The organism is Kitasatospora sp. NPDC056184 (assembly GCF_042268405.1).
Taxonomy (GTDB): Bacteria; Actinomycetota; Actinomycetes; order Streptomycetales; family Streptomycetaceae; genus Kitasatospora.
The window spans coordinates 46,073-63,079 of sequence record NZ_JBHJUI010000023.1; the positions used below are offsets into that span (position 1 = coordinate 46,073).

At 74.2% G+C, this 17,007-nt stretch carries 21 protein-coding genes; 8 read left to right on the forward strand and 13 right to left on the reverse strand.

Going from position 1 to position 17,007, the window contains the following annotated elements:
* The 5 genes from ACFC0B_RS32580 to ACFC0B_RS32600 form a co-directional block, all read right to left on the reverse strand.
* Positions 1-492 carry an SRPBCC family protein gene (locus ACFC0B_RS32580; RefSeq protein WP_376094085.1) on the reverse strand — a complete coding sequence of 164 codons (492 nt, stop codon included), beginning with the start codon at positions 490-492 and terminating at the stop codon, positions 1-3.
* A gap of 3 nt (positions 493-495) precedes the next feature.
* Entirely contained in the window at positions 496-765 is a 270-nt protein-coding gene (locus ACFC0B_RS32585; protein WP_376094088.1) for an acyl carrier protein, read from the reverse strand.
* 107 nt (positions 766-872) lie between these two features.
* Positions 873-1,205, reverse strand: a complete 333-nt coding sequence (locus ACFC0B_RS32590) for a TcmI family type II polyketide cyclase (RefSeq protein ID WP_376094091.1) — start codon at positions 1,203-1,205, stop codon at positions 873-875.
* 114 nt (positions 1,206-1,319) lie between these two features.
* Positions 1,320-1,775, reverse strand: a complete 456-nt coding sequence (locus tag ACFC0B_RS32595; RefSeq protein WP_376094094.1) for an ester cyclase — start codon at positions 1,773-1,775, stop codon at positions 1,320-1,322.
* Positions 1,776-1,858: 83 nt separating this feature from the next.
* Entirely contained in the window at positions 1,859-2,323 is a 465-nt protein-coding gene (locus ACFC0B_RS32600; RefSeq protein WP_355364982.1) for a hypothetical protein, read from the reverse strand.
* A gap of 402 nt (positions 2,324-2,725) precedes the next feature.
* Here ACFC0B_RS32600 and ACFC0B_RS32605 point away from each other — a divergent pair, with 402 nt between their 5' ends.
* From ACFC0B_RS32605 to ACFC0B_RS32620, 4 genes are all read left to right on the forward strand, one after another.
* Entirely contained in the window at positions 2,726-3,769 is a 1,044-nt protein-coding gene (locus tag ACFC0B_RS32605; protein ID WP_376094097.1) for an amidohydrolase family protein, read from the forward strand.
* A gap of 53 nt (positions 3,770-3,822) precedes the next feature.
* The gene (locus ACFC0B_RS32610) at positions 3,823-4,785 is read left to right on the forward strand and encodes an SDR family NAD(P)-dependent oxidoreductase (protein ID WP_376094100.1); all 963 of its coding nucleotides are present in this window, start codon (positions 3,823-3,825) and stop codon (positions 4,783-4,785) included.
* 72 nt (positions 4,786-4,857) lie between these two features.
* Positions 4,858-5,238 (forward strand): SchA/CurD-like domain-containing protein, encoded by a 381-nt coding sequence (locus ACFC0B_RS32615; protein WP_376094103.1) that lies wholly within the window; start codon positions 4,858-4,860, stop codon positions 5,236-5,238.
* A gap of 1 nt (position 5,239) precedes the next feature.
* Positions 5,240-6,112, forward strand: coding sequence for an LLM class flavin-dependent oxidoreductase (locus ACFC0B_RS32620; RefSeq protein WP_376094106.1), 873 nt, complete (start codon positions 5,240-5,242; stop codon positions 6,110-6,112).
* A 144-nt stretch (positions 6,113-6,256) separates the two neighbouring features.
* On the opposite strand, the gene ACFC0B_RS32625 is transcribed toward ACFC0B_RS32620, so the two are convergent.
* From ACFC0B_RS32625 to ACFC0B_RS32640, 4 genes are all read right to left on the reverse strand, one after another.
* Positions 6,257-6,892 (reverse strand): TetR/AcrR family transcriptional regulator, encoded by a 636-nt coding sequence (locus tag ACFC0B_RS32625; protein WP_376094109.1) that lies wholly within the window; start codon positions 6,890-6,892, stop codon positions 6,257-6,259.
* Positions 6,893-7,061: 169 nt separating this feature from the next.
* Entirely contained in the window at positions 7,062-7,568 is a 507-nt protein-coding gene (locus tag ACFC0B_RS32630; RefSeq protein WP_376094112.1) for a quercetin 2,3-dioxygenase, read from the reverse strand.
* Positions 7,569-7,661: 93 nt separating this feature from the next.
* A complete protein-coding gene (locus ACFC0B_RS32635) occupies positions 7,662-8,639 on the reverse strand; it encodes an alpha-ketoacid dehydrogenase subunit beta (RefSeq protein WP_376094115.1) in 978 nt (325 codons plus the stop codon).
* 23 nt (positions 8,640-8,662) lie between these two features.
* Positions 8,663-9,649 (reverse strand): thiamine pyrophosphate-dependent dehydrogenase E1 component subunit alpha, encoded by a 987-nt coding sequence (locus ACFC0B_RS32640; protein WP_376094118.1) that lies wholly within the window; start codon positions 9,647-9,649, stop codon positions 8,663-8,665.
* A gap of 488 nt (positions 9,650-10,137) precedes the next feature.
* Here ACFC0B_RS32640 and ACFC0B_RS32645 point away from each other — a divergent pair, with 488 nt between their 5' ends.
* Both ACFC0B_RS32645 and ACFC0B_RS32650 read left to right on the forward strand, forming a co-directional pair.
* Entirely contained in the window at positions 10,138-10,917 is a 780-nt protein-coding gene (locus ACFC0B_RS32645) for a sensor histidine kinase (protein ID WP_376094120.1), read from the forward strand.
* A gap of 125 nt (positions 10,918-11,042) precedes the next feature.
* Positions 11,043-11,699, forward strand: a complete 657-nt coding sequence (locus ACFC0B_RS32650; RefSeq protein ID WP_376094123.1) for a response regulator — start codon at positions 11,043-11,045, stop codon at positions 11,697-11,699.
* A gap of 21 nt (positions 11,700-11,720) precedes the next feature.
* On the opposite strand, the gene ACFC0B_RS32655 is transcribed toward ACFC0B_RS32650, so the two are convergent.
* Positions 11,721-11,990: a hypothetical protein gene (locus tag ACFC0B_RS32655; protein ID WP_376094126.1), complete on the reverse strand. Its 270-nt coding sequence runs from the start codon at positions 11,988-11,990 to the stop codon at positions 11,721-11,723.
* A 208-nt stretch (positions 11,991-12,198) separates the two neighbouring features.
* The gene (locus tag ACFC0B_RS32660; RefSeq protein WP_376094128.1) at positions 12,199-13,206 is read right to left on the reverse strand and encodes a medium chain dehydrogenase/reductase family protein; all 1,008 of its coding nucleotides are present in this window, start codon (positions 13,204-13,206) and stop codon (positions 12,199-12,201) included.
* 183 nt (positions 13,207-13,389) lie between these two features.
* Here ACFC0B_RS32660 and ACFC0B_RS32665 point away from each other — a divergent pair, with 183 nt between their 5' ends.
* On the forward strand, positions 13,390-14,019 hold the full coding sequence (locus tag ACFC0B_RS32665) for a TetR/AcrR family transcriptional regulator (RefSeq protein ID WP_376094131.1): 630 nt from the start codon (positions 13,390-13,392) through the stop codon (positions 14,017-14,019).
* Positions 14,020-14,332: 313 nt separating this feature from the next.
* On the opposite strand, the gene ACFC0B_RS32670 is transcribed toward ACFC0B_RS32665, so the two are convergent.
* A complete protein-coding gene (locus ACFC0B_RS32670) occupies positions 14,333-14,986 on the reverse strand; it encodes a DUF4386 domain-containing protein (RefSeq protein WP_376094134.1) in 654 nt (217 codons plus the stop codon).
* 190 nt (positions 14,987-15,176) lie between these two features.
* On the opposite strand from ACFC0B_RS32670, the gene ACFC0B_RS32675 reads away from it, so the two are divergent.
* Complete coding sequence (locus ACFC0B_RS32675; RefSeq protein ID WP_376094137.1) at positions 15,177-15,692, forward strand: MarR family winged helix-turn-helix transcriptional regulator; 516 nt, start codon at positions 15,177-15,179, stop codon at positions 15,690-15,692.
* Positions 15,693-15,749: 57 nt separating this feature from the next.
* Here the strand turns inward: ACFC0B_RS32675 and ACFC0B_RS32680 are convergent, their stop codons facing one another.
* Positions 15,750-16,943 carry an RtcB family protein gene (locus ACFC0B_RS32680; RefSeq protein WP_376094139.1) on the reverse strand — a complete coding sequence of 398 codons (1,194 nt, stop codon included), beginning with the start codon at positions 16,941-16,943 and terminating at the stop codon, positions 15,750-15,752.
* Positions 16,944-17,007: the final 64 nt, after the last annotated feature.

Genomic DNA, 17,007 nt, shown 5'->3' on the forward strand with positions numbered 1-17,007 from the left:
TCACTCCTTCTCGGCGGTGCTGGGGTCGGCGGTGCCGGGGCCGGCGGCGAGGGCCTCGACCTTGGCCTTGATGACCTCCAGCTGAACGGGCGAGTTGGTGTTCAGCCGGTCGGTCATGCCCCGGTCGTCGACCGGGGCGGTGGGCTTCATCGCGAAGTCCTGGATCCAGGTCATCCGGGTGCCGCCCCCGGGCAGCTCCTCGTAGCGCCAGTGGATCTGCATGTAGGCGAACGGGCCGGTCTCCACCCGGTGGGCGTGGACGGTGCGGTCGGCGGCGTTGACGGTGCGGTCGCTGACCCAGCTCCAGATCCGGCCCTCCTCGTCCGGGTGCATGGTGAGCCGGAACCGGACGGTCTCGCCGCGCCGCTCGACGATCTCGGCGGAGGCGTACTCGGTGAACAGCTCCGGCCAGCCGGCGACGTCGTTGGTGACGTCCCAGACGAGCTTGAGCGGGGCCTGGATGACGATGCTGTTCTCGGTGTGCCCGGCCATCGTTCAGCCCACCGCCCCGGCGGTCTGAAGCTCGGCGACGATCTGGTCGACGCTGAGGGCGACGGCGCCGTCCGGGACCTTCAGTCCGTAGCGGTCGGCGATCACCGCCTCCAGCTCCAGCACGGCCAGCGAGTCGAGGCCGAGCTCCTCCAGGGGGACGTGCCGGGAGCCCTCGAAGACGTCCGGCGCCGCGCCGGCGCTGGTGATGAGGACGCTCTCGATCTCCTCCGCGGTGACGACGGCGGTCGTCCCGCCGGCCTGGTGGTCGGTCATGGTGCTGCCTCTTTTCTCCGGTGTAGGGACTGCTCCTGGGCCGCCCGGCCGGCCGGGGTGAACGGACCCCGGGTCGGCCGGCGCGGCACCGCCGGCGGAGGGCGGGCTCAGCGACCGCCGGTGCCGGGCTCCCAGGTGTAGAAGCACCGGGCGACCGCGTCCTGCGGCGAACGCCAGGTGGGCAGGTAGGGGGAGATGAACGGGGTGAGCCGTTCGCTGACCCGGCCGAACTCCGGGTGCCGGCGGGCGGCCTCGACCGCCTCCGGGCCGGGGTCGTCGGTCTCCAGCAGGTGGACGTAGGCGTCGCCGAGCAGGTACAGCGAGCGGTGGGTGACGCCGGCGAGCCGGGGCAGTTCGGTCTCGTCCGACTCGCCGAAGACGCGGGCGACGTCGCCCTCCGCGCCGGGCACCATCCGGGCGATGATCAGGGTGCGGTGCATGCGGACTCCCCTCGGGCTGGTTCGGGTGGGTGTGCTGCTCAGTGCCGCGGGCGCGGTGCCGCCGGCGGCCCGGGGCGGGCGGCTCAGTGCTGCGGGCGGCCCGGTGCGGGCGGCTCAGTGCTGCGGGCGGCCGACCGGCTGGACGGCGCCGATGTCGAGCAGGATCCGGGGCACGTTGTCGCCGATCCAGGACTCGACGACCCGGCCGTCGACGACCCGGTGGCACGACATCTCGTGCACGGTGACCGGCTTGCCGGTGGGCGGGATGTCGAACAGCTGCCCCTGGTGGGTGCCGCGGGTGGTGAACCGGGCGTAGACGCGGTCGCCGTCGCCGGCCACGTCCTCGACGGTCACGTGGACGTCCGGGAAGGCGTTGCGCCACAGCAGCACGGCCTGGCGGAAGGAGTCCGGGCCGGGCGGCATCGGGGGCAGGCCGGGGGCGTGCACCACGTAGTCCTCGGCGAAGCGGTCGCCGATGGCGGAGAGGTCGCCGTCGTTGAACGCCCGCTCGGTCAGGTCGCGGATGAGGGCCTTGTTGGCCTCCACCGCACTCTCGATGGACGAGGTCATGACAGTCCTTTGCTCGGCGGACGGCCCGGCCGGCGCGCGGCCGGGGGCGGGTCCGGGGAGGAACGAAGGGGGTGCGGCGCAGGTCAGAGCAGCGAGGCGAGCACGAAGCAGGCCGCGGCGCCGATCGCGCCCATGGTCCGGGTCTCGTGCGCCAGGTGCCAGCGGCGGCGCTTGCCGCGCCACGCGGCGTCGCTGTCGCGGTACGGGCTCCAGCGCTCGATCTGGCGCCAGATCGGGCGGTTGACGCCCTCGGAGGCGACCGCGACGGTCGCCATGCCGACGGTGCCGGCCGCGTACAGCACCTTGGCCACCTTGTTCTCCGACCGGACGGCCTTGGTCGCGCCGACGGCGGCGGTGGCGAGGCCGTTCCAGAAGGCGATCGGGTGGAACACGTGCATGTCGATGAGCTGGCAGGTGTTGACGTACCGGTCGTAGGGCAGGGAGTTCAGCATCGGCAGGATCGAGGTCTTCATGATCCACAGAGTGCCGAGCTGAACGCTGGACGACGTCACCAGCCAGGTGTCCGTGTTGTCCTTCATGTCCTTCATGCCGATTCCTCGAATCGATCGGGGATCGCGGGACGTCCGCCGGTGCGGCGGACCGGGGCGGGGTCGCCCGCATCGGGAGAGCGGGACCCCGGGGACCGGGGCATCTCGGCCCCCGGGGCGCCCCGCCGACTCATCCTTGCCGCCGGGCGGTCCCAGTGTCAGGAGGCATCCGTCTCCACCGGGCTGGGACGTCGCCCGGGCCCCCACGGACCGCGTCCCGGCCGTTCCGGGCCGTTCGCCCAGCCCGTTCGTTGCACCAATCGGCCCTTCCCCGGGCCGTGTTGACGCACCCGCCGACGGCACCCTACGGTGCGAGCGGGCACTCACTCACCGAGTGTCCGAGGCCCGCGACCACCCCGCCGCGCCGACCGGCCGGCGGCCGTCCCAGGAGGTGCCGAGCCGATGACGATCGATGTGCACGGCCACATCACGTCGCCCGAACTCTTCCGCCGCTTCCCCATGCCGCCGAGCCTCGCCGACGTCGACGGCATGGTGGAGCTCAAGGCGGCGGCCGGGATCACCACGTCCCTGGTCGGCAGTCCCGTCGGCGCGGGCACCATGGTGCGCACGCCCGGCCTGGACAACTACCGCCAGCCGCTGGACACCCTCGAACGCTTCCACGACTGGCTCGGCGAGCAGGTGCGCGCCCGGCCCGCCGCGCTGCGCGGCTACGTCTACACCAACCCGCTCGGATCCGACGCCGAACTCGCCGCCGCCGCCAAGCGGTTGGAGCAGGACGAATTCGTCGGGCTGATGGTCAACTCCAGCATCGCCGGGCGGTTCCTGGACACCCCGCGGGCCGACGCCTTCTTCGCGATGGCCGCGCAGTACCGCACCCCGGTGATGCTGCACCCGCCGGCCGAACCGGCCGGGGCCGGGGAGCTGGACGACCTGCGGCTGGTCGAGCAGATCGCCCGACCGTGCGACGTCACGCTCGGCACGGCGGCGGTGCTGTTCGCCGGGTGGCTGGAGAAGTACCCGGAGCTGCGGATCGTCGCCCCGGTCTGCGGCGGCGGGCTGCCGCTGCTGCTGGAGCGGCTGGAGCTGGCCCGGCGGATGCCGGTCACCTTCGGGCGGCCGGGCGGCGCTCCCGGGGGTCCCCCCGGCCGCGCGCCCGGTGCGGGCGCTCCCGGCGGGCCCGGCGGACCGCGGACGGCCGGGCCGGGCGGCCCCGCCGTCCCCCCGCTCGCCGAGGCGCTGCGCCGGGTGTACGTCGACACCGCGACCCCGAGCCTGCGCGCCGTGGCCGCCGCCGTCGACGCCTTCGGGGCCGGCAACGTCATGTTCGGCACCGACTCCCCGCCGATGAGCGCGCCGCTGGACGCCTCGCTGGCCCGGCTGGACGGCCTCGGCCTGGACGCCGCCACCGTCGCGCGGATCCGGCACGGCAACGCCGCCGAGCTGTTCGGCCTGCCCGCCGCCCCGACGCGGCCTGATCCCTCCTGACCCGACCCGTCAGGACCTCGCACGTCACCGACACGCGACAGGGAGGTGCTGCCATGACGGCAGCCGGACCGACCCAACCGCCCGGCCCGCCCGGCGGACGCCCGGGCGGCGGACCGCCCCCGGGGTTCGCCGGCCCGCCGCAGGGCCTCGGCGGGCCACCCCCCGGGATCGGCGGACCGCCGCCGGGGATCGGAGGACCGCCCGGCGCCGCTGCCCCGCCCCGGCCGGCGCCCGAACGCGTTCCCCCCGAACGGGAGTTCCTCGGCAGCCGGGTCCTGCTGGTCGGCGGCTACGGCAGCATCGGCGCCGCCGTCGCCGAGGACCTCGCCGCCCGGGGCGCCAGGGTCGCCGTCGCCGGCCGCTCGCTGAAGAAGGCCGAGGAGACCGCCGAACGGCTGGCCCCGCTCGCCGCCCGCGGCGGCACGGTCGCGCCGTACGCCGTGGACGTCGCCGACCGCGCCGACGTCGAGCGGCTGGTGGACGCGGTGGCGGCCGACTGGGGCGGCGTCGACGTCCTGGTGAACTGCGCCAGCGCGCTGGTCACCGTCGGCGCCGAGACCATCTCCGAGGAGGACTGGCGCACCGTCGTCGGCACCAACCTGCTGGGCGCCTTCTGGCTCTCCCAGTCGGTCGGCCGGGCGATGATCGCGGCCGGCGGCGGCCGGATCGTCCACCTCTCCTCGGTGCGCGGCAAGTTCGGCGCCCGGCGCGGCTTCAGCGCGTACGGCGCCAGCAAGGCCGGCCTGGACCTGCTGGTCAAGCAGCTGGCCGCGGAATGGGGCCGGCACGGGATCGCCGTGAACGCGGTCGCCCCCGGCTTCGTGCGCACCGACTTCGTCCAGGAGAACGCGAGCAACCCCGAGTTCATGCGGATGGTGCTCGGCCGGATCCCGCTGGGCCGCACCGCCGAGCTGCACGAGGTGGCGGACGCCGTCACCTTCCTCGCCTCGCCGCGGGCCGGCTTCGTCTCCGGCCAGGTGCTGTACGTGGACGGCGGCGTCACCGCCAGCCAGTGACGGCGCCCGCCCCCCGCGCCCTCCCAACCCACCGACGGGCCGAGCCCGGCCCCGAACCCTCAGGAGACCACCATGAGCACGTGGCACGCGCTGTACTACCCGCTGCTGCCGGGCAGCGAGGACATCGTCAAGGAGCTGTTCCGCAAGAGCGGCCGCCCGGACTTCGACGTCAGGACGCCCGACGGCACCGTGGTCGGCAAACTCCTCGGCACCCAGGCCTTCGTGGGCAAGGAGCTGGCCGTCCGGGTCATCGAGATCGAGGGCCCGCTGCCGCTGGTGGCCGCGCACATGAGCCAGCAGCCCGCCGTCCGCGCGTTCGAGCGGGAGCTGGAGAAGCACCTCGCCGTTCCGCGCGACATGACCAGCCGGGAGGGTGCGCAGGCCTTCTTCCGGCTCGCCTCGATGGAGAACGTGCTCTCCCGCCGCCACGACCAGCCGATCGAGGGTGAGTGAGATGAAGATCGGAATCGGACTGCCGACCTCGCTGGCCGGCGCGGGCGGCACCGACGTGGTCGCCTGGGCCCGCCTCGCCGAACAGGCCGGGTTCTCCACCCTCGGCACCATCGACCGCCTGGTGCACACCAGTTGGGAGCCGCTCACCACACTGGCCGCGGCCGCCGCGGTGACCGAGCGGATCGGGCTGGCGACCAGCATCCTCATCTCGCCGCTGCGCAGCAACACCGCGCTGCTGGCCAAGCAGGCGGCCACCGTGGACCGGCTCTCCGGCGGCCGGCTGACCCTCGGCCTGGCGGTCGGCTCGCGCCAGGACGACTTCGAGGTCGGCCGGGTCGAGAAGACCGGCCGGGGCGCCCGGACCGGCACCCAGGTGGCCGAGCTGCGCCGGCACTGGGCCGACGCGCAGTCCGGCCGGGAGCCGGCGGTCGGCCCGGCCCCGGTCCGGCCGGACGGGCCGGAGCTGATCCTGGGCGGGCACTCGCCGGCCGCGCTGCGGCGGGCCGCCCGGCTGGCCGACGGCTGGATCGGCGGCGGCACCGGGCCGGTGATGTTCGCCCAGGCCGCCCGGGCGCTGCGCGAGCAGTGGGCGGCCGAGGGTCGGACGGGGGCGCCGCGGCTGGTGGCGCTGGCGTACTTCGCGCTCGGCGAGGACGGCGGCAAGCACACCGAGGCCTACCTGCGGTCGTACTACCGGGACGCCGGGCCGTTCGTCGACCACATCCTGCGCGGCGCCGCCGACAACCCGGGCAAGCTGCGCGGGCTGGTCGGCACGTACACCGAGGCGGGCTGCGACGAACTGCTGCTGATGCCGTGCGCCGGGGACCTCGGCCAGGTCGCGGCGGCGGCCCGGGTCCTGGGGCTCCAGGGCTGAACCGCGGCGGGACACCCGAAGGGCGGACGGCCGGCGGCCGTCCGCCCCTCCTGCTGCCGCCCGGCGGCCGGCCCGTGCGCGCAGCCGAAGGCCCGCCGCCCGGTACTGCTCACCGGGCGGCGGGCCGGTCCTCGGGGCGCCGCCTCAGCGGGCCTTGGTGCGGCTCCTGGCCGGCGCCGCCGGACGGTCGGCGGGGGCCAGCGTCCGCCAGAGCTGCCGGACGAAGGCCTCGGCCTCGCGCAGCGCCTCCGAGTCGCCCGCCGGGGCGGCGAACACGCCCCCGTACGCGGCCAGGTAGCAGGCGCCGAGCAGGAGTTGGGCCGCCGCCACCGGGTCGGCGTCCCGGCTGACCAGATCGGCCCGCTGGGCCCGCCGCAGGTAGTCGGCCAGCAGTTCGGCGGCCCGGTGCGGCCCCGCGTTGTTGGCCCGCATCCACTCGCGGTGGCGGTCGAGCAGCTTGGGCTCGGCGAAGACCGACAGCAGCATCGGCATCGACTCGCGGTAGAACGCGAGCGCCTCCTCGGCCACCTGCTGCAGGGCCGCCCGCACCTCGCCCTCGCTGGTGACCTCCTCCGGCAGGGCCCGCAGCACCGGCAGCAGGCCGGGCAGCCGCTCGGCGAGGACGGCCAGGAAGACGTCCTCCTTGCTGCGGAAGTGCCGGTAGATGGTGCCCTCGGAACAGCCCGCCACCTCGGCGATCTCCTTGGTGGTGCAGCGGGCCAGGCCGAGGTCCCGGATCACCCGCTCGGCGGCGTCGACGATCTGCTCGCGCATACTCATGAAGGCTCCGAGGGAACGGGGCGGCCGGTTGCGGACCGGGCCGCGGCTGCGGAGGGGTACCCGAAGGATAGCGTGCAGGTGAGTGCCCGCTCACAGATTCGGACCAGCAGGCCGGCCCCACCGCCCGCGGAGGGCGGCGGGGCCGGCGGAAGAAGGAGCAGCGGCACGGTCAGCGAGGCGGCCCGGCGGGCCCGCCCAGCCCGGGCGGCGGCCCGACCAGCTGCACGCCGAGCGGCTCCAGCGCGCCGAGCAGGCGGGCGAAGTCCGGCGGCCCCTGGAGCGGCGGCGGCAGCTCCAGGCGGGTGGCCGGCTCGCCGGTCTCGAAGAACCACTCCTCGAACCCGGCCGGGGTGCCCAGCACCAGGAAGCGGGTCCCCTCGGTCTCCACCCGGTACTGGTGGGCGATGCCGCGCGGCGCGAAGACCGTCGCGCCCGGGCCGACCTTGTGCTCGTCGTCGCCGATCCGCAGCACCATCTCGCCCTCCTGGACGATGAAGAACTCGTCCTCGCGGGTGTGCAGGTGGACCGGCGAGGCGTAGCCCGCCGGGGAGAGCTGCTCGGCGAGCCAGAACTGCCCGTCGGTCTCGGCGCCGGTCGCCTTGAACTTGAGCAGCGCGCCCACGTGCCAGATGGCGCGCCCCTCGTCGGGCTGCTTCACGAACGGTTGGGACGTCACGCGGTTCCTCCTCGGTCGGCCGGCCCGCACCCGGGCCCGGCAGCACTGCGGTACGGAAACTGTTCGGTCGTCGAAACGGCGCTCGGGCGGCGCTCAGGCCGCGCTCCGGACCAGCCCGGTGGCGCGCACGGCGGCCACCACCTGGTCCGGCCCGGGGGCGAAGGCGTCCTCCAGTTCGGGGCTGAACGGCACCGGCGCGTGCGGCCCGGTGACCATCCTCACCGGCCCGCGCAGCGCCGTGAAGCGGTCCTGCGCGACCTGCGCGGCGATGTCGGTGGCCAGGCTGCAGCGCGGGTGGGCCTCGTCCACCACCACCAGCCGCCCGGTGCGCTCCACGCTGCCGTAGATGGTCGAGGTGTCCAGCGGGGACAGCGTCCGCGGGTCGATCACCTCGATCTGCACGCCCTCGGCGGCGAGTTGCTCGGCGGCGGCGAGCGCGACCGAGACCATCCGGCCGATCGCGACCACCGTGCAGTCCGTCCCGGGCCGGACCACCTTGGCCGAGCCGAACGGGATCGCGTACGGCTCCTCGGGGACGCCGCCGGGCACGAAGTAGAGCATCTTGTGCTCCAGGAACAGCACCGGGTCGTCGTCCACCAGGGCCTGCGCCATCAGCCCCTTGGCGTCGTACGCGCTGGACGGCGCGACCACCTTGAGTCCGGGCAGGTGGACGAAGAGCGGGTGCAGCGCCTGCGAGTGCTGGGCGCCGCGGCGCAGGCCGGTGCCCCACATCGCGCGCAGCACCAGCGGCACCGAGATCCGGCCGCCGGCCATGTACCGCAGCTTGGCGGCCTGGTTGGCGATCTGGTCGAAGCAGACGGTGGCGAAGTCGACGAAGAGCAGGTCGACCACCGGGCGCAGGCCGGTCGCGGCGGCGCCGACCGCGGCGCCGACGAAGGCGGCCTCGGTGATCGGCATGTCGAGCACGCGGTCCGGGAACTCCAGGTGCAGGCCCTTGGTCGGGCCCCAGGCGTTGGTGCTGTCCTCGCCCATGAGGACCACCGAGCGGTCGAAGCGCATCTGCTGGGTCAGCGCCTCGCCGATCGCCTGCTGGTACGTGATGGTGCGCACGTGGATCCCTCCTCCGGGGCGGGTCAGCGGGTGTAGACGTGGTCGAGCAGGCTGCGCGGGTCGGCCGTGAACGGCTCGGCGGCGGCCGCGACGGCCGCCTCGACGAGCGCGGTGGCGTCCCGGTCGATCCGGTCGAGTTCGAAGGCGGCGGGTCCGGCCACGGTGCCGTCGGCGATCCGGGAGCGGAGCAGCAGCAGCGGGTCGGACTCGGTGCGCAGCCGCTCCGGGTCGGCGCCCGGGCGGTAGGACTGGTCGTCCCAGAGCTCCATGTGGCCGTGGAAGCGCTCGGCCCGGAACTCCAGCACGGTCGGGCCCTCGCCGGCCCGGGCGCGGCGCACGGCCTCGGCGGTGGCGGCGTGCACGGCGAGCACGTCGTAGCCGTCGACCACCTCGCCGGGGATCCCGAAACCGGCCGCGCGCTGGGCCATGTCGGTGCCGGAGAAGTGCCGGTCGGCGGGGGTGGCCTGGGCGTAGCCGTTGTTCTCGACGGCGAAGACCACCGGCAGGTCGAGCATCCGGGCCAGCACCAGGCTCTCCAGCACGGCGCCCTGGTTGGCGCCGCCGTCCCCGGTGAAGGCCACCGCGACCTGTCCGGTGCCCTGTTGACGGGCCGTCAGAGCGGCGCCGCAGGCGAGCGGCACGCCTCCGCCGGCCAGGCCGTTGGCGCCGAGCATGCCGCGGTCGAAGTCCGCGATGTGCATCGAGCCGCCCTTGCCGCCGCAGATCCCGTCGGGCCGGCCGTGCAGTTCCTTCATCATCGCCTCGACGTCGCAGCCCTTGGCGATCGCGTGGCCGTGGCCGCGGTGGGTGCTGGCGAGGTAGTCGTCCGGGGCGAGGGCCGCGCACACGCCCGCGGCGACGGCCTCCTGCCCGCTGTAGAGGTGGACCGCACCGGGGAGGTTCTTCGCGAGGCCGTGCAGACGGTCCTCGAAGGCCCGGATCACGCTCATCGTCCGGTAGATCTCGGCGATCTGATCGAGCGTCAGATCGGTGGTGCGGGATGTGCCCATGGGGTCGCCTCCTCGGCTCTCCGGGGGACGCCGGCGGGGCGCCGCGCGCCTCGTCCGCCGGTCGTGCTCGTGGCCCGACTCCATGAGGGTAAGTGCTCACTCACATGGGTGCAACCAAGTGTCCGAATCCGTCACAGCCCCCTCCCCCGCCCGACTCGCCCACCCTTGCGCCCTGTGCAACGGCGCGCCTAAGGTCTTGTCCCGGGTGGATTGGGATCACGGCATTGATACGTGCGACGGACCGATAGTGCGGGGTTCGTCGCGCCGATTTTCGGACATGCCCGAGGAATTCCATTTCCCCGCGCCAGGAAACGCCCGTGCACAGTGGGTAGGACGCGAGCGACGGGGGGATCTCAGGAACCATGCTGGACCAGATACTCAAACCCTCCGGCAGGGGCGACCGAAGACCGACCACCCTGGCCCCGGGAGGCGCGGCAGCACTCGCTACGCGCGGTGAACGGAACACCTCCGACCGGATCGGTCGACTGGTGAGCGCCCTGCTCGGACTCGTCACCGGCCTCGGGGCGGCCGGCCTGCCACCGTCCCAGCCCCGGCGGCCGACCCCCGCCCCGCCCGCCCTGGTGGCCGCCGATCTGGAGTCCGGCTGTCCGGACGCCGCCGCCAGGCTCGACGAACGACTCCGCCTCCGCCGGGAGTTGCACGACTCGCTGGCTCCCCGGCTGGCCGCCCTGCACATGCGGATGGAACTGGCCGGCCTCAATCTGAACTGCGACGCCGAGCAGGCGCCCGCCCTGCTGGCGCAGGCCCGGGAGGACGTCAGCACCGCCATCGCCGACGTCCGCCGGGTGATCAGGGACCTCGACCGCTCCGGGCCGCGGACCGCCGAGTCCGCCGGGACCCTGCGCCAGTTCCTGGACCGGCAGGTCCGCGCCTTCGAGGAGGCCGGGGCCGGCCGACTGCGGTTCGTCACGGAGCTGCCGACCGTCCTGGACCATTTCCCCGCCGACGTCCAGACCGAATTGAAGAAAATCTCCGGCGAGGCCGTCGCCAATGTCGCCCGGCACGCGCGGGCATCGGTCTGCCGGATCTCCGCATCGGTCGGCAGGAGCGGACTCGACCTGTCGATCGAGGACGACGGGATCGGTATTTCGGCGGACGCCGTCCGCGGAATCGGACTTCCGTCGATGTGCGTCCGCACCAAAGAACTCGGCGGTGATTTCTCGGTGGTGGACCGGCCCCCGCACGGCACTGCGGTCCGGATCCGGCTGCCCCACTCGGCGCTGGTCGACGGCACCGGCCTCGCCTGATCCCCGCCCGGTCCCCCTCCTCCCCGGCCCGGCGCCGTCGCGGAGTCGGTGCCCGACCGACCCGTACCCGCACCCGGCTTCGCGCGCGCTTCGCGCACTCCCTCACCCTCCCCTAGGAGCCCCCCATGGACCCGGCCGTGCCCCGAAACCTGCGCATCCTGGTCGTCGACGACCACGAGCTGTTCCGGGCGGGTTTACGCCAACTCCTCGACCGGATCGACTCACTGACGGTGGTCGGCGAGGCGTCCAGGGGGGCGGACGTGCTCTCCGCCGTCGAGCGGCTCGCACCCGACGTCGTCCTGATGGACATCGGCATGCCCGGCACCGACGGCATCGAGGCGACCCGCACCCTGCTGGCCCGGCACCCCCGGGTGGCGGTGGTGATGCTGACCGCCGACGACAACGACGACTCGATCGTCGCGGCGGTCCGGGCCGGCGCCCGGGGCTACCTGGTCAAGGGCGCGGGCCTGGACGACGTCCGCCGCGCGATCACCGCGGTCAGCCAGGGCGGGGCGCTGTTCGGCCCGGAGGCCGCCGCCCACCTGCTCGCGCAGGTCCGCCGGCCGGCCCCCGAGCGCGAGCCGTTCCCCGACCTCACCCCCCGGGAGATGGCGGTGCTCACCATGCTCGCGGACGGCCGCAACAACGCGTACATCGCCAACGAGTTCGGGCTCTCGATGAAGACGGTGCGCAACTACCTCTCCCGGATCTTCAGCAAGCTCCAGGTCGCCGACCGCGCCGAGGCGGCCGTCCGGGCCCGGCGGGCCGGCCTCGGCAGCTGAGCCGGCGGGCCCCGGGCCCGGTCAGCGCCCCAGCAGCTGCGCCCACAGCTCCTCCTCGTACCGGGTCAGCGGCGCCGGGTGCGCTCCGGTCCGTTCCGGATGCCACTCCGGCACCCCCGGCGGGGGCAGCACGTCCTCCGGCTTCCGCGCCCCCGGCAGGGCGGAGGGCGAGGTGAGCGCCCCCATCGCCAGTCCGAGCCAGATCAGTCCGTCCGCCAGGTAGCGGCCGGTCCGCCGCGCCCACCGGCGCAGCAGGAGACGGCGGTGGGCACGGCGCAGGGCGGTTCGCATCGGACGGCCTCCGGCGGGACGGCAGCGGGGGGAAGCGGTGCTACGGCCATCCTGCGGACCGGCCGTCCCACCGTCATGGGTCGGGAATCCCCAACACGCTGGGAACCTTTCCTGCCCCGTCCCCGGTCACGGCGCCGCGCCCCGGGGACGGAGGCGCAGCGGCCGGCGCGCGCCCCTGTCCGGTGGCGCGCGCCGGGGCCGTGGCCGGCTAGGCGGCGGCCGGGACGAGCACGATCTTCCCGGTGACGGCCGCGCTCTCCATCGCGCGGTGCGCGTCCGCCGCTCGGTCCAGCGGCATGGTGCGGCCCACCCGCGGGCTGACCTGCCCCTTCTGCAGCAGCTCCAGCACGGTCGCGAGGTCCTGCTGGTACGCGGCCGGGTGGGACTTCTCCAGGCTCCAGGCGTTGTAGAACAGGGTCCGCTTCCCGTCCGGGATGAGCTTGGGCAGCACGATGCCGCCCAGGAACCCCTGGGCGCCGGTCAGCAGGTCCCGCTGGTCGGTCCCGCGCAGCGCGGCGTTCTGGCCGAAGCCGACCATCACGCCGCCGCGCCGCACCGCCTGGTACGAGCGCAGGAAGTGCAGACCGCCGACCGGGTCGAAGACCGCGTCCACCGCGCCGCCCGGCAGTCCGCGCACCACCCGCAGGAAGTCCTCGGCCCGGTCGATCGGGCGTCCGCCGAGCGCGCGCACCTGCTCGGCCCGGGCGGCGGAGCAGGTGCCGTACACGGTGACCCCGGCGAGCGCGGCCAGCTCCAGGAAGGCGGTGCCGACCCCGCCGGACGCGCTGTGCACCAGCACGGTCCCGCCGCGCCGGACCTCGGCCACCCGGTGCAGCATCTGCTGGGCGATGAAGTAGTTGAGCGCGAGCGCCGAGGCCTCGACCGGGTCGACCCCGTCGGGCAGCGGGACCAGGCGGTTGGCGGCGACGAGCGCGTACTCCGCGTAGCCCCCGCTGCGCACCAGGGCGACGACCCGCCGGCCCGGTTCGGGGGCCCTGGTGCCCGGTCCGACCTGGTCCACCACCCCCACCAGGTCGTATCCGGGGGTGAACGGACGCTTGGGTCCGCCGGGGATGACGCCGGCGCGGAGCAGAATGTCACCGTAGGAGACGCCGGCGGCGAGCACCCTGACCCGGACCTGGCCAACGGCCGGGGCGGGGAGTTCGTCGCTGGACAGCCGCAGGACCTCGGCTCCGCCGAGCCTCGGCACACTCACATGGCGATACCTCATCGTGGCCTCCGCAGTGGAGAGATGTCGTGTGTGGGAGTGGCGCCGGTCCTCCACGGGGGCGGGTCCGGGACGCGGTCCGCACCGGACCGTTCCCTGCCCCCGTATTTTTATATAGACTGAGTGTACAATGAATGTCATAGCACCCGCCTCAGGAGACGTCAACAGCCCATGAGCCCACGCCAGTACCGAGCCGGCCAACGCCAGGTTGCCGCCGAACAGACCCGCACCCGCATTCTGGAGGCGGCCTGCGAGCTGCTCACCGGGGAGAAGGGCCCGGCCTCGTTCAGCATGGACGCCGTCGCCAAGACCGCCGGAGTGGCGCGGATGACCGTCTACTACCAGTTCGACTCGAAGACCGGCCTGCTGGAGGCGCTCTTCGACGACCTGGCCCAGCGCGGCGGAATGGCCGGGATGCCCGCGGCGTTCATGGCGCCCAGCGGCCGGGAGGCGCTCTCCGCCGTCCTCGACGTCCTCACCGGCTTCTACGCCTCCGGCCGGATCGCCCTGCGGCGGCTGCGCGGCCTGGGCATCCTCGACCCGGAGCTCGACACCGCGCTGCAGAGCCGGGGCGAGCGGCGGCGCGGCGGCCTCCAGGTGGTGCTCGGCCGGCTGCTCGCCGACCGCGACGCGGAGGTCGGCGAGGCCGAGCTCGACGAGCTGGTGGAGCTGCTCTTCATGCTGACCAGCTTCGAGACCTTCGATCTGCTGGCCGGGCCGGACGGCGACAGCGGGACGGTGGCCCGCCGGATCGAAGAGCTGATTCTCGCCGTTCTCGACCGCCGCCTCGCGGCGGCCTGACGGCCGGGCGCCTCCCGCGCGCGCCGGGCCCCGTCACCCGTCTCGCGCCCCCACGCGCCGTCGGCCGACGGCCGGCGACCCCCCTCCGGTCGCCGTACGACGGCCGGCGGCGCGACGGCCTTCCTCCCCAGGACACCGCCGCGCCGCCTTCCCTTTTCCTCGCGAGCCCATCGGCCCGCTCGGTCGCGACCGGTCCGCCGCGCCTCCCGGCGCCGCGACCCGTCGCCCTCCCCCGGCCGGGACGGCCTCACCCCGGAGCACCACCAACGGGGGCCGGGCCGTCACCGCACCGGAGCAGTCACCACGGCCGGCCTCAGGCCGGCTCGGCCTCCGACTCGTAGGAGGCGGTGCGGCGCGGACGCTGCTTCGGCAGGATCACGCTGGCCGCGATCAGCCAGATCAGACCGCCGAAGCGGGCGATCGGCAGGAAGAACCCGAGGCTGGTGGAAAGCAGCGCCAGGGTGCCGAGCACGCCGATCCCGGCGAGCACCAGGCCGGCCCAGGCGAAGCCCTTCGGCCCGAAGCCGAGCAGCAGCATCGGCACCGCCACCCCGGCGAGCATCACCGCGAACGGGACGACGTGCCCCGGGCCGCCGGAGGCGAAGGTGAGGTCGGCCAGCGAACGGGCCAGCGGCGCGTCGCCGAGGTCCCCGGCGCGGGAGGCGGCCCAGACGGTGAGCCCGCACAGCGCCATGGACGCGGCGGCGAGCACCCCGGAGACCAGCGCGATGCCGGGGCCGGGGGCGACCACACCGAGCCGGCGCAGCCGCTGGTAGACGATGGCGGCCCAGACCGCGAGCGGGAGCGAGGCGCCGAACTGCAGCGTCCCGGAGACCTTCGCGGCGGTCGCGTGGTCCTTGTAGTAGGCGAGCGTGTCGGCCGCCGAGTCGGTGGGCAGCGGAGTCTGCCGGGCCAGCACGATGGACACCACCATCAGTGCCGCGAACGCCACGGCGGGCAGCAGCAAGGGGGGTCCTGACTGCGAACGCCGGGCGGAGGCGGCCGGCACCGCTGATGTCGTGGTCATGGGGGCGCTCCAGTCGAGAACGGGTCGTCGGGGCAGGGCGCCGCGCGGCACGGATCGGCGCCGGCACCAGTAGTTCCTGATCCAGAATAGTTCACTCAGGGACATCATTGTCCACTGCTATCGTGTTTCCATGACCGAAACTCCCGACCCCGCACCGATCCCGCACACGGGCCCGCAGGGAGCCCAGGTCGCTTTCCTCCTCTCCCAGTTGGGTGAACACGCGACCCAGGCCTTCACCCAGCGGGTCGCCGAGCTGGACCTCACCCCGGCCCAGGCCGGCCTGCTCAGAGCGGTCAGCCTCTCCCCCGGCCAGCACCAGCAGGAGCTCGCCCGGCGGCTCGGGATGTCCCCCAGCCGCTTCGTGGCCTTCGTCGACGCCATCGAGGAGCGCGGCCTGGTGGAGCGCCGGCGCAACCCCAAGGACCGCCGCTTCCAGGACCTCTACCTCGCGCCCAAGGGCGAGGAGGCGATGCGCGGGCTGGCCGAGGCGGCGCTCGCGCACGAGGAGGCCATCTGCGCGGGCCTCGACCCGCAGGAACGTATCGCCCTGGGCGAGCTGCTGCGCCGGGTCGCCGAGGCCCAGCAGCTCACCGCCGGGGTGCACCCCGGCTACCGGCGGCTCAACCCCCGGCGCGACGGCGCCTGAGCACGCCGAAGCCCCCGGCCGGACGGCCGGGGGCTCAGCACGGGCGGCGGGGCGGGCTCAGCCCTTGACGCAGACCACCTGCTTCAGGTGCGCGACGACCTCCACCAGGTCCCGCTGCTGCTCGATCACCTTCTCGATCGGCTTGTACGCGCCGGGGATCTCGTCCACCACGCCGGCGTCCTTGCGGCACTCCACGCCCCGGGTCTGCTCGACCAGGTCGCGCGTGGTGAACCGCTTCTTCGCCGCGTTGCGGCTCATCTTCCGGCCGGCGCCGTGCGAGGCCGAGTTGAACGACGCCTCGTTGCCCAGCCCGCGGACGATGTACGACCCGGTGCCCATCGACCCCGGGATGATCCCGTAGTCGCCGGCCCCGGCCCGGATCGCGCCCTTGCGGGTCACCAGCAGGTCGACGCCGTCGTAGCGCTCCTCGGACACGTAGTTGTGGTGGCAGCTGATCACCTCGTCGAAGCCGACCTTCGCCCGCGGGAACTCGCGCCGGACGACGTCCTGGAACAGCGCCATCATCAGCGCCCGGTTGCGCTTGGCGTACTCCTGCGCCCAGAAGAGGTCCTGCCGGTACGCGGCCATCTGCGGGGTGTCCGCGACGAACACCGCGAGGTCACGGTCGATCAGTCCCTGGTTGTGCGGCAGCGACTGGGCCACGCCCATGTGGTGCTCCGCCAGCTCCTTGCCGATGTTGCGCGAGCCGGAGTGCAGCATCAGCCAGACCGCGCCGGTGTCGTCGACGCAGACCTCGATGAAGTGGTTGCCGCCGCCGAGCGTCGCCATCTGCTGGGCCGCCCGCTCGCGGCGCCACTTCACCTCGGGCGCGACCGCGTCGAACCGCTGCCAGAAGTCGTCCCAGCCGCCGGCCGGGACGCCGTGCAGCCGGCCCGGCTCGACCGGGTCCGCATGCAGGCCGCGGCCGACCGGGATGGCCTGCTCGATCCGCGAGCGCAGCCGCGACAGGTCGTCCGGCAGGTCCTTCGCGGTGAGCGAGGTCTTCACCGCGCTCATCCCGCAGCCGATGTCCACGCCGACCGCCGCCGGGCAGACGGCGCCGCGCATCGCGATCACCGAACCCACCGTCGCGCCCTTGCCCAGGTGGACGTCGGGCATCACGGCGAGCCCGTGCAGCCAGGGCAGCGAGCTGATGTTGCGCAGCTGCTGCATCGCCTGGCCCTCGACGGCGGCCGGGTCGGTCCACATCCGGATCGGGACCCGGACCCCGGGTACCTCGGTGTACGACATGGTTCAACGACCTCCAAGGTCGGATGGTTCAAGCCTAGGCGGGGCGTGCGCCCGCGGGGGATGC

Excerpts from the sequence above, each read along its gene's own strand:
- ACFC0B_RS32640 (WP_376094118.1), bottom strand. The coding sequence starts at position 9,649 with ATGGGCACATCCCGCACCACCGATCTGACGCTCGATCAGATCGCCGAG.
- ACFC0B_RS32590 (WP_376094091.1), bottom strand. The coding sequence starts at position 1,205 with ATGCACCGCACCCTGATCATCGCCCGGATGGTGCCCGGCGCGGAGGGC.
- ACFC0B_RS32610 (WP_376094100.1), top strand. The coding sequence starts at position 3,823 with ATGACGGCAGCCGGACCGACCCAACCGCCCGGCCCGCCCGGCGGACGC.
- ACFC0B_RS32680 (WP_376094139.1), bottom strand. The coding sequence starts at position 16,943 with ATGTCGTACACCGAGGTACCCGGGGTCCGGGTCCCGATCCGGATGTGG.
- ACFC0B_RS32580 (WP_376094085.1), bottom strand. The coding sequence starts at position 492 with ATGGCCGGGCACACCGAGAACAGCATCGTCATCCAGGCCCCGCTCAAG.
- ACFC0B_RS32595 (WP_376094094.1), bottom strand. The coding sequence starts at position 1,775 with ATGACCTCGTCCATCGAGAGTGCGGTGGAGGCCAACAAGGCCCTCATC.
- ACFC0B_RS32665 (WP_376094131.1), top strand. The coding sequence starts at position 13,390 with ATGAGCCCACGCCAGTACCGAGCCGGCCAACGCCAGGTTGCCGCCGAA.
- ACFC0B_RS32585 (WP_376094088.1), bottom strand. The coding sequence starts at position 765 with ATGACCGACCACCAGGCCGGCGGGACGACCGCCGTCGTCACCGCGGAG.
- ACFC0B_RS32650 (WP_376094123.1), top strand. The coding sequence starts at position 11,043 with ATGGACCCGGCCGTGCCCCGAAACCTGCGCATCCTGGTCGTCGACGAC.
- ACFC0B_RS32655 (WP_376094126.1), bottom strand. The coding sequence starts at position 11,990 with ATGCGAACCGCCCTGCGCCGTGCCCACCGCCGTCTCCTGCTGCGCCGG.
- ACFC0B_RS32620 (WP_376094106.1), top strand. The coding sequence starts at position 5,240 with ATGAAGATCGGAATCGGACTGCCGACCTCGCTGGCCGGCGCGGGCGGC.
- ACFC0B_RS32625 (WP_376094109.1), bottom strand. The coding sequence starts at position 6,892 with ATGAGTATGCGCGAGCAGATCGTCGACGCCGCCGAGCGGGTGATCCGG.
- ACFC0B_RS32605 (WP_376094097.1), top strand. The coding sequence starts at position 2,726 with ATGACGATCGATGTGCACGGCCACATCACGTCGCCCGAACTCTTCCGC.
- ACFC0B_RS32600 (WP_355364982.1), bottom strand. The coding sequence starts at position 2,323 with ATGAAGGACATGAAGGACAACACGGACACCTGGCTGGTGACGTCGTCC.
- ACFC0B_RS32675 (WP_376094137.1), top strand. The coding sequence starts at position 15,177 with ATGACCGAAACTCCCGACCCCGCACCGATCCCGCACACGGGCCCGCAG.
- ACFC0B_RS32615 (WP_376094103.1), top strand. The coding sequence starts at position 4,858 with ATGAGCACGTGGCACGCGCTGTACTACCCGCTGCTGCCGGGCAGCGAG.